Source organism: Streptomyces sp. NPDC001980, from assembly GCF_040296885.1.
Taxonomy (GTDB): Bacteria; Actinomycetota; Actinomycetes; order Streptomycetales; family Streptomycetaceae; genus Streptomyces.
In genome coordinates this window covers 24,893-38,637 of sequence record NZ_JBEOYD010000064.1, presented here as the reverse complement: position 1 = coordinate 38,637, position 13,745 = coordinate 24,893, and the positions used below count along the sequence as shown (strand labels likewise).

General features: G+C 72.2%; 15 protein-coding genes and 1 pseudogene. 8 read left to right on the top strand and 8 right to left on the bottom strand.

Annotated features, from left to right (window positions below; genetic code table 11):
* Together ABT137_RS47520 and ABT137_RS47515 are read right to left on the bottom strand one after the other, a co-directional pair.
* Nucleotides 1-614 (bottom strand): maltotransferase domain-containing protein (locus tag ABT137_RS47520; RefSeq protein WP_351719510.1); only part of this gene is annotated, 614 nt, incomplete at its 3' end.
* 101 nt (nt 615-715) lie between these two features.
* Complete coding sequence (locus tag ABT137_RS47515; protein WP_294002897.1) at nt 716-1,009, bottom strand: DUF5133 domain-containing protein; 294 nt, start codon at nt 1,007-1,009, stop codon at nt 716-718.
* Between the two features lie 304 nt (nt 1,010-1,313).
* Between ABT137_RS47515 and ABT137_RS47510 the strand changes: the two genes are divergently transcribed.
* Together ABT137_RS47510 and glgX are read left to right on the top strand one after the other, a co-directional pair.
* Entirely contained in the window at nt 1,314-1,817 is a 504-nt protein-coding gene (locus ABT137_RS47510) for a pep a2 (protein ID WP_351719508.1), read from the top strand.
* Nucleotides 1,818-1,840: 23 nt separating this feature from the next.
* The gene (glgX, locus tag ABT137_RS47505; protein WP_351719506.1) at nt 1,841-3,949 is read left to right on the top strand and encodes a glycogen debranching protein GlgX; all 2,109 of its coding nucleotides are present in this window, start codon (nt 1,841-1,843) and stop codon (nt 3,947-3,949) included.
* 82 nt (nt 3,950-4,031) lie between these two features.
* On the opposite strand, the gene ABT137_RS47500 is transcribed toward glgX, so the two are convergent.
* Nucleotides 4,032-4,847, bottom strand: coding sequence for a VOC family protein (locus ABT137_RS47500; protein WP_351719503.1), 816 nt, complete (start codon nt 4,845-4,847; stop codon nt 4,032-4,034).
* Nucleotides 4,848-4,974: 127 nt separating this feature from the next.
* Between ABT137_RS47500 and ABT137_RS47495 the strand changes: the two genes are divergently transcribed.
* Nucleotides 4,975-5,292 carry an ANTAR domain-containing protein gene (locus ABT137_RS47495; RefSeq protein ID WP_351719501.1) on the top strand — a complete coding sequence of 106 codons (318 nt, stop codon included), beginning with the start codon at nt 4,975-4,977 and terminating at the stop codon, nt 5,290-5,292.
* Nucleotides 5,293-5,295: 3 nt separating this feature from the next.
* Here ABT137_RS47495 and ABT137_RS47490 read toward each other — a convergent pair whose 3' ends face one another.
* Nucleotides 5,296-6,087: an RNA polymerase sigma factor SigF gene (locus ABT137_RS47490; RefSeq protein WP_351719498.1), complete on the bottom strand. Its 792-nt coding sequence runs from the start codon at nt 6,085-6,087 to the stop codon at nt 5,296-5,298.
* Nucleotides 6,088-6,364: 277 nt separating this feature from the next.
* Between ABT137_RS47490 and ABT137_RS47485 the strand changes: the two genes are divergently transcribed.
* The 4 genes from ABT137_RS47485 to ABT137_RS47470 all read left to right on the top strand — a co-directional run bounded on the left by ABT137_RS47485 (nt 6,365) and on the right by ABT137_RS47470 (nt 9,195).
* A complete protein-coding gene (locus ABT137_RS47485; RefSeq protein ID WP_351719496.1) occupies nt 6,365-6,820 on the top strand; it encodes a MarR family winged helix-turn-helix transcriptional regulator in 456 nt (151 codons plus the stop codon).
* Entirely contained in the window at nt 6,817-7,656 is an 840-nt protein-coding gene (locus ABT137_RS47480) for an ABC transporter ATP-binding protein (RefSeq protein WP_351719494.1), read from the top strand. Before ABT137_RS47485 ends, ABT137_RS47480 begins: the two co-directional genes overlap by 4 nt.
* Complete coding sequence (locus ABT137_RS47475; protein ID WP_351719492.1) at nt 7,616-8,467, top strand: ABC transporter permease; 852 nt, start codon at nt 7,616-7,618, stop codon at nt 8,465-8,467. The genes ABT137_RS47480 and ABT137_RS47475 overlap by 41 nt, the downstream gene beginning before the upstream one ends.
* A gap of 197 nt (nt 8,468-8,664) precedes the next feature.
* Nucleotides 8,665-9,195, top strand: a complete 531-nt coding sequence (locus tag ABT137_RS47470) for a hypothetical protein (protein ID WP_351719490.1) — start codon at nt 8,665-8,667, stop codon at nt 9,193-9,195.
* A gap of 108 nt (nt 9,196-9,303) precedes the next feature.
* Here the strand turns inward: ABT137_RS47470 and hemC are convergent, their stop codons facing one another.
* The gene (gene hemC, locus ABT137_RS47465; RefSeq protein ID WP_351719487.1) at nt 9,304-10,239 is read right to left on the bottom strand and encodes a hydroxymethylbilane synthase; all 936 of its coding nucleotides are present in this window, start codon (nt 10,237-10,239) and stop codon (nt 9,304-9,306) included.
* Between the two features lie 88 nt (nt 10,240-10,327).
* Between hemC and ABT137_RS47460 the strand changes: the two are divergent.
* Nucleotides 10,328-10,636, top strand: a pseudogene (locus tag ABT137_RS47460) (peptidase E); the annotation flags it as partial.
* A 60-nt stretch (nt 10,637-10,696) separates the two neighbouring features.
* Here the strand turns inward: ABT137_RS47460 and ABT137_RS47455 are convergent.
* From ABT137_RS47455 to ABT137_RS47445, 3 genes are all read right to left on the bottom strand, one after another.
* Nucleotides 10,697-11,653, bottom strand: a complete 957-nt coding sequence (locus ABT137_RS47455; RefSeq protein ID WP_351719515.1) for an ATP-dependent DNA ligase — start codon at nt 11,651-11,653, stop codon at nt 10,697-10,699.
* 92 nt (nt 11,654-11,745) lie between these two features.
* Nucleotides 11,746-12,432 carry a response regulator transcription factor gene (locus ABT137_RS47450; RefSeq protein ID WP_351719485.1) on the bottom strand — a complete coding sequence of 229 codons (687 nt, stop codon included), beginning with the start codon at nt 12,430-12,432 and terminating at the stop codon, nt 11,746-11,748.
* Nucleotides 12,429-13,640: a sensor histidine kinase gene (locus ABT137_RS47445; protein WP_351719483.1), complete on the bottom strand. Its 1,212-nt coding sequence runs from the start codon at nt 13,638-13,640 to the stop codon at nt 12,429-12,431. Before ABT137_RS47445 ends, ABT137_RS47450 begins: the two co-directional genes overlap by 4 nt.
* Nucleotides 13,641-13,745 lie beyond the last annotated feature (105 nt).

The window sequence follows — 13,745 nt, the reverse complement described above, 5'->3', positions numbered from 1 at the left end:
TCGTACCAGGAGCCGTACAGGGCCCGTTCACGCTCCACGAGCAACGGCAGCGGCTCCGAGGCGGTCACCAGCTCCCGCAGCGGATGCCGCGCCAGAACCTCGTCCACCTCGGGGGCCAGGGCGTTCGCCAGCCGCGTGTGCAGGGGGAGGGAGTCGTCGCCCAGGGCCCGTGCCGCCGCCAACACCCGCTCGCGCCCAGGCCCTTCGGGGACTCCGGCGGCCGCCCGCCCGTACAGCTCGGCGCCCTCCTCCAGGACCAGGCCCGTGTCGATGCCCGCGGGGATCTTCACGCGGGCGTGCTGCCGCCAGGTGACGAGCGGGGCGCTCCAGGCCTCCACGTGGTACGTCCAGCGGCCCGTCGCGTCCGGGGTGACCTCGGCGCCCCAGCGGTCGGTTCCGGAGCCCAGCTCCCGCATCGGCGTCCACGGGCCGGGGCGCCCCTCGGGGTCGCACAGCACCACATTGGCGCCGACGGCGTCATGCCCCTCGCGGAAGACGGTGGCGGTGACCTGGAAGGTCTCGCCGGGGACCGCCTTCGCCGGCCGCCTGCCGCACTCCACGGCCGGCCGGACGTCACGCACCGGAACGCGGCCGATGGCCTCAGTCGCCTTCATGGGTCTCACCTCCGCCGTGCGCGGAGCCGGGCCCGGGGCCCGGCTCCGCGGTCCGTAGTGTGCCGGAAGACCGGTGTCTTCCCGCGGGTCCGCCTGCGGGATCACTGCCTCGCGGAACGCCGTTCCGCCGGCGGCCCCTGCCGGACCTTCCCGCTCAGCTGGGACCGCCCACCCTGTTCCCGCACATAGGTGACGAGGCTGGTGCGCAGGTAGCGCTCGGCCGCGTCCACCGCCTCCCGGGCGCAGCGCTTGCCCATCAGCACGCACAGCGTGTAGCCCGAGTCCTCGAAGGTGGACCGCACCTCGCGGTCCTGCGGCGAGGCGAGCATGACGCGCTCCCACGCCCGGTAGCGCCGCAGCTGCCGGGCCACCTCGGCCTTCGCGGGTAGCAGCATGGCCGTGTCGTTCCTTCCGACGCTCTCGAATGGGCACGTGTCCCCGGATCGGGGGAGCGTCCGGGCACGGAAGGGCACGGAGCCGTTACGGCGAATCGAGGCTTTCACTCATGGTGCACGCACGATGACCGAGCGTCTTGTTGGATCTTCAACCACCTCTGGAGTCTCTCGTGTTGCACGAATGGCGTAGCGCCCGCACAGTGAAGGTGACTCAGGAGCGATCAGCGCTCACGCTGCGCTTCCGGAACGGATTTCCGGACGGGCGAGGGGGAGCGGGAGCTTCGCGGGTGAGGAGCTAGCGACAATGAAGACCGCAGTGCCCTGCTACTACCACCTCGACGTGGAGGTCAGCCCGGAACGGGTGGGACAGGTCAGCCGCATACTGGCCGCCCATCTGCGTTACTGGGATCTCGACAACCTCGTGGACCCCGTCTGCCGCGGTGCCGAACTGCTGCTGACCGCCATCGACCAGCACGCGACGGACAAGCACACGTCCATCGAGATGTGGTGGAACGGGCAGCACCTCATCACCGCCATCGGCGACGACGACCGCGATCTCCGCCCCGACCAGGACCTGCGCGGGTGCCTGGCGCACCTCGCCGCGACCAGCGACGGCTGGGGCTGCTGCGCCCCGGAGACCGGCAGCAAGATCATCTGGTTCTCGCAGCGGGCCCGGTCCGGGGAGCGCGTCCCGCTGGTCCCGACCGGGCCGGCGCCCCGGCTGCGCCAGGTCCTCAAGGTGCCTCGCGACCTGCCGGTCGCCCAGCTGGCCGCATCCGCCGACGGCGTCCTGGCGGGCGCCCGGTGACCGCGAGGAAGTCCCGGAAAGGGGTGCCCGTGTGGAGCGGGCACCCCTACCCGCTGGGGGCCTCCTTCGACGGACAGGGCACCAATTTCGCCCTGTTCAGCGAGGTCGCCGAGCGGGTCGAACTGGTGCTGGTGAACGACGCCGCCACCGAGACGACGGTGCCGATGACCGAGGTCGACGGCTTCGTCTGGCACGCCTACCTGCCCGGCGTCGGGCCCGGACAGCGCTACGGCTACCGGGTGACCGGCCCATGGGCCCCCGAGCTCGGCCACCGGTGCAATCCGGCGAAGCTGCTCCTGGACCCGTACGCCCGGGCGATAGACGGCCAGATCGACAACCACGCCTCCCTCTACGAGCGCACCCCCGGCGGGCCCGCCCCGGCCGACAGCGCCGGGCACTCCCTGCTCGGCGTGGTCACCGACCCCTACTTCGACTGGGGCGACGACCGCCCGCCCCGGCGGCCGTACTCCGACTCGGTGATCTACGAGGCCCATGTCCGCGGCCTGACCCTCACCCATCCGGAAGTACCCGAACGGCTCAGGGGCAGTTACGCCGGTCTCGCGCACCCGGCGGTCCTCGACCACCTGACCTCGCTCGGCGTCACGGCGGTCGAGCTGATGCCGGTGCACCAGTTCGTGCAGGACGGGGTGCTCCAGGACCGGGACCTGTCCAACTACTGGGGCTACAACACCATCGGCTACTTCGCCCCGCACAACGCCTACGGCGCCTTCGGCAGCCGGGGCCAGCAGGTCAACGAGTTCAAGGCGATGGTGAAGGCGCTGCACGCGGCCGGGCTCGAAGTGATCCTCGACGTGGTCTACAACCACACCGCCGAGGGCAACGAGATGGGCCCCACCCTGTCCTTCCGGGGCATCGACAACGCCTCCTACTACCGGCTGGTGGACGGCGACTGGGCGCACTACTACGACACCACGGGCACCGGGAACAGCCTGCTGATGCGGCACCCCTACGTGCTCCAGCTGATCATGGACTCGCTGCGGTACTGGGTGACCGAGATGCACGTCGACGGCTTCCGCTTCGACCTCGCGGCCACCCTGGCGCGGCAGTTCCACGAGGTGGACCGCCTTTCGGCGTTCTTCGACCTGATCCAGCAGGACCCGGTGATCAGCCGGGTCAAGCTCATCGCCGAGCCGTGGGACCTCGGCGAGGGCGGCTACCAGGTCGGCAACTTCCCCCAGCTGTGGTCGGAGTGGAACGGCCGCTACCGGGACGCCGTACGGGACTTCTGGCGGGCCGAGCCGGGCTCGCTGGGCGAGTTCGCCTCCCGGCTCACCGGCTCCTCCGACCTGTACCAGGCCAGCAGGCGCCGGCCGCGGGCGAGCGTCAACTTCGTCACCGCGCACGACGGTTTCACGCTGCGCGACCTGGTGTCGTACAACGACAAGCACAACCAGGCCAACGGCGAGGGCAACCGGGACGGCGAGAGCCACAACCGGTCCTGGAACTGCGGGGCGGAGGGCGAGACCACCGATCCGGCCGTGCTCGAACTGCGGGCCCGCCAGCAGCGCAACCTCCTCGCCACCCTGCTGCTGTCCCAGGGCATCCCCATGCTCAGCCACGGCGACGAACTCGGCCGCACCCAGCGCGGCAACAACAACGCCTACTGCCAGGACAACGAAGTCTCCTGGATCGACTGGGAACTGACCGAGGAGCAGCAGGGCCTCGCCGACTTCACCCGGTACGTCATCGGGCTGCGCGCCGCCCACCCCGTGCTGCGCAGGCGGCGCTTTTTCCTCGGCGAGACCACCACGCATCCCGGGCAGCCGCTGCCCGACCTGGTGTGGCTGCTGCCCGACGCCCGCGAGATGACCGACCGGGACTGGCAGCGGCCCGACGCGCACTCGGTCGGTGTCTTCCTCAACGGCGACGCCATCGCCGAACGCGACCCCTACGGGCGGCGCCTGATCGACGACTCGTTCCTGCTGCTCCTCAACAGCCACTGGGAACCGGTCGACTTCCGGCTGCCCGACGACTCCTACGGCGAGCGCTGGACGACCCTCATCGACACGGCCGACGCGGACGGGATGCCGGACGAACGCGAACGCAAGGCGGGCACGAGGCTGCGCGTGGAGGCGCGAAGCATGGTCGTGCTGTCGCGGCCGTCGAGGTAGTACTTCGGGTGCGGGTGCGTGGGGGTTGCTCGCCAGCCACGACGCACCCGCACCCGACCACCAGTACGAACCCGGCAGCGGCTCAGCGCGCCCCGCGCGCCGTCGTCACCGTGAACTGCGCGCCGTCCGGATCGCGCAGGATCGCCTCGGTGTCCTCCTCGCTCAGCACGCTGCCGCCGTGCTTCTCGGCGATCCGGGCGCAGGCCGCCACGTCGGTGACGGCGAAGTGGATCTGCCAGTGCGGCCGCACCGACGGATCGGGGGCCGTCTCCACCGCCCCCGAGTCGATACGGGCCACGGCATCGCCGCGGCTGCGCAGCACGACCTCGCCGCCCTCGTACTCGACCTCGCAGCAGCCCGGCTTGCCGGAGGCCCAGCCGAGGACCTCGCCGTAGAAGATCGCCGAGTCGAAGGCGTTGCGGGTGTGCAGGCGGATGAAGGTGGGGGCGGCCCGCCGCCAGGTCTCCCAGTTGGAGACCAGTTCCCCCTCCCAGATGCCGAAGACGGCGCCGTCCCGGTCGGCGATCAGCGCCGCCCGGCCGGGCGGGAAGGAGAGCGGCCCCACCGCGGGGGTGCCGCCGCGCTCACGGGCCCGGGCCACCGCCTCGTCCGCGTCGGGTACCGCGAAATACGGCGTCCAGGCCACCGCCATCTGCCACATCGCGGCGACCGCGGCGATGCCCGCCACCGGCACCCCGTCCGCCAGCGCGATCCGGAAGTGGTCGCCGAGCCGGACGCTGCGCCATCGCCAGCCGAGCACCGCACTGTAGAAGTCCTCGGTCGTCCGGAGGTCGCGGCTGGTCAGGCTCACCCAGCACGGGGCACCGAAGACCGAGTGCGTGGAGACCACCGTCCGCTTCTTCTGCGTGGGTCCGGGGGGAGGCGTGTCGTGGTTCATGGCACTCGCGTCCTGGTGTCGGGGCCGGCGGGGGGACCGGTCTGCCACCAGTCTCCAACCCGAGGCGGTGGGAATGCCTGCCGAGTACCCCGGTGGCGCGGGGCCAGACGGGTGACAGGATGGATGGATGGGCGAAAGCGAGCCGGACCGGATCTTCCGCCTGCAGGAAGAGGTCGACCAGCTCAAGGAGGCCGTCGCCTCCCATGCCGTGGTGGACCAGGCCATCGGGATGGTCGTCGCGCTCGGCCGGGTGACGCCCGACGAGGGCTGGGAGGTGCTCAAGGAGGTCTCCCAGCACACCAACATCAAGCTGCGCAAGGTCGCGGACCTGATCCTGCTCTGGGGGCGCACCGGTGACATGCCCGCCGAGATCCGCGTCGAGCTGGCGGAGGCCCTCGAACGGTACGGCCCCACCCAGATCCCCGGCGCGCCGCCCACCGGATGAGCCTCAGCCGGCCTCGGCCAGCAATTCCTCGCGCAGCCGGTCGAAGCAGGCGCTGAGCAGGCGGGACACATGCATCTGGGAGATACCCAGCTGTTCGGCTATCCGGCTCTGCGTCATACCGCGGAAGAACCGCAGGTAGAGGATGAGCCGGTCGCGCTCGGGCAGGCCCTGGAGGCAGGGTTCCGCTGCCGCGCGGTCGACGATCAGGTCGTAGCCGGGGTCCGTGCCGCCCAGGGTGTCGCCGAGGGCGTAGCCGTCGCCGCCGGGCACCTCGGCGTCCAGCGACAGCGCCGAGTAGCACTCCAGGGCCTCCATCCCGGCCCGCACCTCGTTCTCGGTGAGCTGGGCCAGCGCGGCGATCTCGGCGACCGTGGGCGCGCGCCCCGGGGTCGTCTGGTCCAGCTCCTTGAGGGCGACCCGGACCCGGTTGCGCAGCTCCTGGACCCGGCGCGGCACGTGCAGGGTCCACATGTGGTCCCGGAAGTGCCGCTTGATCTCGCCGGTGATGGTCGGCACGGCGTAGGCCTCGAAGGCCCGGCCACGCGCCGGATCGTAGTGGTCGACGGCTTTCACCAGCCCCAGCGCGGCGACCTGGTAGAGATCCTCCAGGGTCTCCCCCCGGCCGCGGAACCGCACGGCGATCCGCTCGGCCATGGGCAGCCACAGCTCGACCAGCTCGTCCCGGAGCGCCCGTCGCTCCGGGCTCTCGGGCAGCTCGGCCAGCCGTACGAAGGCCTGGGCCGTGTCGGGGGCGTCGTCGTGCGGATGGGACTTGGGTGTGCAGGTGGTACGCATCGCGCGCACCTCCCTCGACGGTGCTGGTGGACGGACACCGTGGGAGAAATGCGCTCGGACCCCGGGGAGGACACGGGGCGACGAGCGGACGTCGACTCCCACGCACACGTGCCTCCGGTCCGAAGCACTGTGCTACGGATGCCCCGAACGGCGTATAGATAAACAATGCCGACAAAAGGGTTATATGGCTCTTATTCTCCGAGCGGTCTTCTCGTCGGCTCGTCCTTTGACCGCCCCTTGGGGGAGATACCTCTGTAGCAGAGGTAATCTTCGAGGTGTGGAATCGGAGACCTTTCCGGAAGAACTCGCCGACGCTTTGGTCGGCATCCAGCGGCTGATCCGCCGCAGACTGCGCCGCGGGCTCACCCGGCCGCGGCTGCGCGGCGCCGAGGTGGAGCTGCTGCGGCTGGTGGAGTCCCGGCCCGGGATCGGGATCTCGGACGCCGCCAAGGAGCTGTACCTGGCGAGCAACTCGGTGTCGACGCTGGTCAACCAGCTCGTCAAGGACGGCTTCATGCGTCGGGAGACCGACCCGGCCGACCGCCGGGCCGCCCGGCTGCTGCTCACCGAGGACGCCGAGAAACGACTCGCCGACTGGCACCGCCGCCGCGCGGAACTCGTCGCCGGTCACGTCGCCCGGCTGGACGAGGCGGACCGGGAGGCGCTCAGGGCCGCGCTTCCCGCGCTGCGGAGGCTGGCCGACACCCTGCACGAGGAGGCCGGGGAATCATGACGCCGGACACTACGCCGGACACCGCCGCAGTCGCCTGCACCGGGCTCTCCTACTCCTTCGGAGAGACCAAGGCCGTCGACGGACTCGACCTGACCGTCGGCGAGGGCGAGGTCTTCGGCCTGCTGGGCCCCAACGGCGCCGGCAAGACCACCGCCATCCGCTGTATCACCACCCTGCTGCCCGTCCCCGCGGGGATGGTCCGCGTCTTCGGCCACGACACCGGCCGGGAACGGATGGCCGTGCGCCGGCTGCTCGGCTACGTCCCGCAGCAGCTGTCCGCCGACAGCGGGCTCACCGGACGCGAGAACGTCGAGCTGTTCGCCCGCGTCTTCGACGTCCCCCGGCGCGAGCGCGCCCCGCGGGTCGCCGAGGCGCTGGCGGCCGTCGACCTCACCGACGCCGCCGACCGGCTCGCCGGCACCTACTCCGGCGGCATGGTCCGCCGCCTCGAACTGGCCCAGGCGCTGGTCAGCGCGCCCCGGCTGCTGATCCTCGACGAACCGACCATCGGCCTCGACCCGATCGCCCGCACCAGCGTGTGGGACCAGATCAACTCCGTACGCGAGGCAACCGGCATGACCGTCCTGGTCACCACCCACTACATGGACGAGGCCGACCAGCACTGCGACCGGATCGGCCTGATGCACCGCGGCCGCATCCGGGCCCTCGGCACCCCCACCGAACTCAGGCGCGGCCTCGCCGAACGTCAGGGCACCGACGCCCTGCCCACCCTCGAAGACGTCTTCCGCGACGTGGCCGGCAGCGGCCTCGACGACCAGTCAGGAGGTTTCCGCGATGTCCGAAGCACCCGCCGCACCGCGAACCGTGTCGGCTGAGCGCACGGGCACGTCCCTGCTGCTGACCCCGCCCCAGCCGCGGTCCGGCTGGCGGCTGCTGCCCGCCCGGGTGGTCGCCATGTGCGCCGTGGAGCTGCAGAAACTGCGCCACGACCGCACCGAGCTCTACACCCGCGCGATCCAGCCCGCCCTCTGGCTGCTGATCTTCGGCCAGACCTTCACCCGGATACGGGCGATACCCACCGGCGGCATCCCCTACATCGACTACCTCGCGCCCGGCATCATCGCCCAGTCCGCGATGTTCATCGCGATCTTCTACGGCATCCAGATCATCTGGGAGCGCGACGCCGGCATCCTCAACAAACTCCTCGTCACCCCGACGCCACGCTCTGCCCTCATCACCGGCAAGGCCTTCGCGGCCGGCGTGAAGTCCCTCATCCAGGCCGTCGTGGTGATCGTCATCGCCGCCGTCCTCGGCGTCTCGCTCACCTGGAACCCGCTGAAACTCCTCGGCGTCGCACTGGCCGTCGTCCTGGCCTCGGCCTTCTTCTCCTGCCTGTCGATGAGCATCGCCGGCATCGTCCTCAGCCGCGACCGGCTCATGGGCATCGGACAGGCGATCACCATGCCGCTGTTCTTCGGTTCCAACGCCCTCTACCCGCTGGCGATCATGCCGGGCTGGCTCCAGGTGGTCAGCAAGATCAACCCGCTGAGCTACCAGGTCGACGCCCTGCGCGGCCTGCTGCTCGGCACGCCCGCCCACCTCGGCCTCGACTTCGGTGTGCTGGCGGTCGCCGCCGCTCTCGGCATCACCGCGGCCTCCTCGCTGCTCGGCCGTCTGGCCCGCTGAGCCGGCCGCAGGTGCCGGGTACACCGACGTGATGTGCGGCACGCGCCCGCGACCCGCCCCGGACCCCGGGGCGGGATAACCGCTGCGCAACGCTTGATCAGCGATCAAAGCGGGCGAACCCCCTGGCCACAGCGCATTCCGCTCATTTGACAGTGCGCTGAGCACACAGATAAACAGCGGGGGTCGAGAGGGGCACTGTGTACGAGCCGAACGTGGTCGGGGACTGGCACGAGTACGACGAGCATGCCGGTCTGCGGGTCCGCGTCCACCGCCTGGAGAAGTCCGAGCCGCCGCGCGGCCGGGACGACGCCGCGGCCGGGCTGACGTACTTCAGTGCCCGGGTGACCATCGAGAACCGCGGCTCCGGTCACTTCAGCGTGCAGCTGGAGGACGGCCAGATCGACGTCCGGGTCGGCCCCGACGGTGAGGGCGCGTTCATCGACTGGCGCAACTCCCAGTTCATCGAGGGCTTCGACGTCTACCCGCTGCGCCGCGCCACCGCCGTCCTCTACGCCGCCGGCCCGGAGGCCGCCCTCACCCAGGTCGACATCCAGGTTCAGCTGCGCGTCGACGAGGAGTGGACCGAGCGCCGGCTGTGGGCGGGCGGCATCGGCGTACTGGAGTCCACCACCGCCACGGCCTGCCAGGGGGCCGGCCCGGGCAGCCTGGCCCACCAGGTGACCGCCTTCCTCAAGGACCAGACGGAACCGGGTCCCACCGCTTCCTGAACGGCAGGACAGCGCCCCCGAAGGGGCGCTGGGGGAGGAACCGCGCGCCCAGCCACGACGGCGCCGCGGACGAACCACGACACATCCCGGCGCCACCCAGCGGAGCGCCTAGTGCGGGATGCCGTCGATGATCTCGCGGGCACCCTGGCGCAGCAGGGCCACGGCGACCGAGGTGCCGAGGGTGGCCGGGTCGAGGCGGCCCGCCCACTCGTGGGCGTTCAACCGGGTCTTGCCGTCCGGGGTGAACACGCAGGCGCGCAGCGACAGCTCACCGCCGCCGTCGACCCGGGCGTAGCCGGCGATCGGGCTGTTGCAGTGGCCCTGGAGCACGTGCAGGAACATCCGCTCGGCGGTGGCCTCCCGGTAGGTGGCCGGGTCGCCGAGGCCGCTCACCACGTCGATCAGCTCCGAGTCGCCCTCCCGGCACTGCAGGGCGAGGATGCCCGCGCCGATGGGCGGCATCATCGTCTCCGGGTCCAGCACCTCGGTGATCACGTCCGTGCGGTCGATCCGCTCCAGCCCCGACATCGCCACCAGCAGCGCGTCGGCCTCGCCGGCGGCCAGCTTCTCCAGCCGCCGGTTGACGTTGCCGCGGAAGGGCACGCACTCCAGATGCGGGTGGGTCGCCGACAGCTGGGCCACCCGGCGGACCGCGGAAGTGCCGACCCGGGTGCCCGGCGGCAGCTCGTCCAGGGTCAGCCCGCCCGGGTGGACGAGGGCGTCGCGGATGTCGTCCCGCTTCAGGAACGCCGCGAACACCGTTCCGGCGGGCAGCGGCCGGTCCGCGGGCACGTCCTTCACACAGTGCACGGCGAGATCGGCCGCACCGGCCAGCAGCGCGGCGTCCACCTCCTTGGTGAACGCCCCCTTGCCCTCCACCAGGGAGAGATCGCCCAGCCACTTGTCGCCGGTCGTCTTCACCGGCACGACCTCGGTGCGCACCTGCGGATACAGGGCAGCCAACTCGGCCCGGACCCGGGCCACCTGAGCGAGCGCCATCGGTGAGTCGCGGGAGACGATACGGATCAACTCGGGTACCGACATGGGGACACGATAGACCTTCCCGGCGGCCACCGATTCCGACATCCTGTCGGCCACCGCCCGGTCCGGCCTCGGGCCCCAGGAGGTGTTTTCGAATACCGACTCCTTCGGACCGCTGACGTTTCTGCCGGACGGGCTGGGGCTGCTGCCCGGCTCGGTCTGCCCGCACTACGACAGTGAACCGGGCCGCCGCTCCTCCTACCGGGCGGCCGTGGCCACCGGCGCGCTCCCCGCCGGGTGGGCGCTGGAGGACGGTGCCGGTGCCCTCTTCGTGGACGGCCTCCTGAGGGAAACGGTGACCCGCACGCCGCAGGCCAAGCTGTATCGGGTCGAGCCGGACGGGGAGAGAGGGGCCAAGGAGCGAGCCCTGCCGTGCTTGGTGCTGCCTGCAGCGCGGTGACCCTCGGCATCGCCTTCCGTCAGGCTGCCGGGACGTGCGCTCTTCGAGGCCGCCCGGCCGTCAGCCCATGTCCTCCGGCAGGTCCGCCGCCGACTCCTCCGGTGCGAGGTCCGGGCGCAGCCGGAGCCAGGACGGCTGGCGGAGGAGTCCGGCCCGGGTCCGGGTGCTGTAACCGACCTCGCCGACCAGCCGGGGCAGCACCCAGCGGGCGCCCGGGACGGCCGGGACGGGGTCGAAGGGGCACGAGTCGGTCGCGGCGGCCCGCAGCAGCGCGGCCAGTTCGGTCCGCTCCGCCGCACTCCAGCCGGTGCCCACTCCGCCGACGTACCGCAGCCGCCCGTCGGCGGACCGCTGGCCGACCAGCACCGCGCCCGGCAGCCCGGTCAGCCGCCCCTTGCCCGGCAGCCAGCCGCCGACGATCACGTCCTCGGCGCGCATGTTCCGGATCTTGATCCAGGCGCGGGACCGCACCCCCGGCTCGTACGCCGAGTCGAGCCGCTTGCAGACCAGGCCCTCCAGACCGTGTTCCCGGGTCGCCCGCAGCGCCTCGGCGCCGTGTCCCACGACGGCCCTCGGCGTCGACCAGTACGGCCCCTGGAGGGAGAGGGACTCCAGGCGCGCCCGGCGGTCCGCGTACGCCATGGTGAGCAGCGGGTCCGACAGCAGCAGGGCGTCGAACAGCACCAGGTGGACCGGGATCCGGGCCGCCATCCGGGCCGCCCGGGCCGGGGCGTGGGCCAGACCCATCCGGCTCTGCAGCAACTGGAAGTCGGCATGCCCGTGTTTGTCGACGGCCAGCACCTCGCCGTCCAGGATCGCCGGCCTCCGGCCCAGAGCCTCCGCCAGCGGGCGTAGCTCGGGATAGGCGGCGGTGATCTCCTCGCCGGAACGGGCGCGCAGCAGCACGCTGCCGTCGCCGGGCAGGTAGACGACGACGCGCTGGCCGTCCTGCTTGGTCTCGTAGGCCCACCGGGCGTCCTGCGCGGCGGGCGGCAGCCTGCCGGCGGTGGCGAGCATGGGCGGGATCACGGGGAGGGCGGTCACGCAGGAGATGTGAACCCGGCACGGCTGCCGCACGCGCCCTCCGGGGCCGGTTCCCCCGAACAGGCTCAGGGCTCCGGCGCCGGCGGCGGGATCTGCACCAGCCCCGACTGATAGGCCATCACCACCAGTTGGGCCCGGTCCCGGGCTTCCAGCTTGGTCATCGCCCGGTGGATGTGGGTGCGCACGGTCAGCGGGGAGACGAAGAGCTTTTCGGCGATCTCCTCGTTGGAGCGGCCCTCGGCCGCCAGCGCCATGACCTCGCGCTCGCGCGCGGTGAGCACGCGCAGCTGTTCGGGGGCGGCGAGCCGGGCACCGGGCGCGGGCGTGGCCAGGAACCTGGTGATGAGGGTGCGGGTCGCGGTGGGGGAGAGCAGCGACTCGCCGGCCGCCACCGTACGGATCCCCGCCAGCAGCGCCTCCGCGGTCACGTCCTTGCCGAGGAAGCCGCTCGCCCCCGCCCGCAGCGCCTGCGCCACGTACTCGTCGACCTCGAACGTGGTGAGGATCAGCACCCGCACGCCGGACAGCTCCGGGTCCGCGCAGACGGCGGCCGTGGCGGCGAGCCCGTCGGTGCCGGGCATCCGGATGTCCATCAGGACGATGTCGGGCCGGTGCAAGCGGGTGAGCGCGACCGCCTCGGCGCCGTCGGTGGCCTCCGCCGCCACCTCCATGTCGGCGCAGGACTCGATCAGGATCCGGAAGGTGGCCCGCAACAGGGCCTGGTCGTCGGCGAGGAGCACGCGGATGGTCATGGTGTCCCTTGTTCTTCCGGCTCGGTGGCGCTGGGGTACAGCGGCAGTCTGGTGGTGACCTCGTAGCCGCCGCCGTCCCGGTGCCCGGCGGCGAAGGCGCCGCCGACCGACCGGGCCCGCTCCCGCATCCCGATCAGCCCGAAACCCTGCCCGGCGGCGGGCGCGGCCGCGGCCCCGGCGGTGCCGTCGTCGGTGACCGTGAGGGACAGGCTGTCCTGGGCCCACCCGATCCGGACGTACGCGGCCTCGGCCGCGGCGTGCTTGGTGACGTTGGTCAGCGCCTCCTGCACGATCCGGTACGCCGTCAGGTCCACGCCCGCCGTCAGCGGCCGCGGGGTGCCCTCGACGCTGACGTGCACGGTCAGCCCGGCGGACTCGCAGGATTCGGTCAGCTCGGGCAGCCGGTCGAGGCCGGGGCTCGGCGCGAGCGGCAGGTCCGGGTCGCCGGTCTGCCGGAGCAGGCCCACGGTGGCCTTCAGCTCGCGCAGCGCGGAGGCAGTTGTACCGGCGAGGTCCCCGAGGATCCGGTGCACCTGGTCGGGATGGGTGCGCGACAGGTGGGCCGCCGTGCCGGCCTGGGCGTTGGCCAGGGCCAGATGGTGGGCGACCACGTCGTGCAGCTCCCGCGCGATCCGCATCCGCTCCTCCGCGACCCGGTGCCTGGCCTCCTCCTCCCGGCCGCGCTCCGCGAACTCGGCCCGCGCGTGCACCGCTTCGAGATACGCGCCCTGCAGCCGTACGGCATCGCCGGCGACGACCGGCAACAGCAGCCAGGCGGCCGGACTGATCGTCTCCAGCGGCCAGGGGACGCCCGCCGGGGCGAGCACCATGGCGGCGGTCACCACGAGGGCGAGGCTCGCGACGTAGTACCGGCGCGCGGTGGGCCGGTCGGTGTCGACCGCCAGCCGGTACAGCGCCAGCATCAGGCCGCCCAGCAGCAGCGGGGTCGGCAGCTGCCCGAGCCCGGCGGCGGCCGCGGTGGCCGCCGCGCCGACGGCGACGACCGTGCGCGGCCGGGTGCGCTGCCAGAACAGGGCACCGCAGCCGACGGCGGCGAGGGCGATGGTCAGCCCGACCGCGTTCGGCCGGGACTCGGTGGTCATGGTGATCTCGCTGCCGAGCAGGAACGAGGCGAACAGCAGTACCGCCGCCATGGTGTCGACGGTACGGGCGTGCTCTTCGGCGTAGCGCTGCCAGGGGGTGCTCATCGGTCGCTCCGGTCGGTCTCCTGTGACCATGGTCCGTGTCACGGCGGGCGGGGCGGGCCGCCCGCCGGGGGCAGGGCCCGCCCCGCCGCGGATCACCGTCCGCGG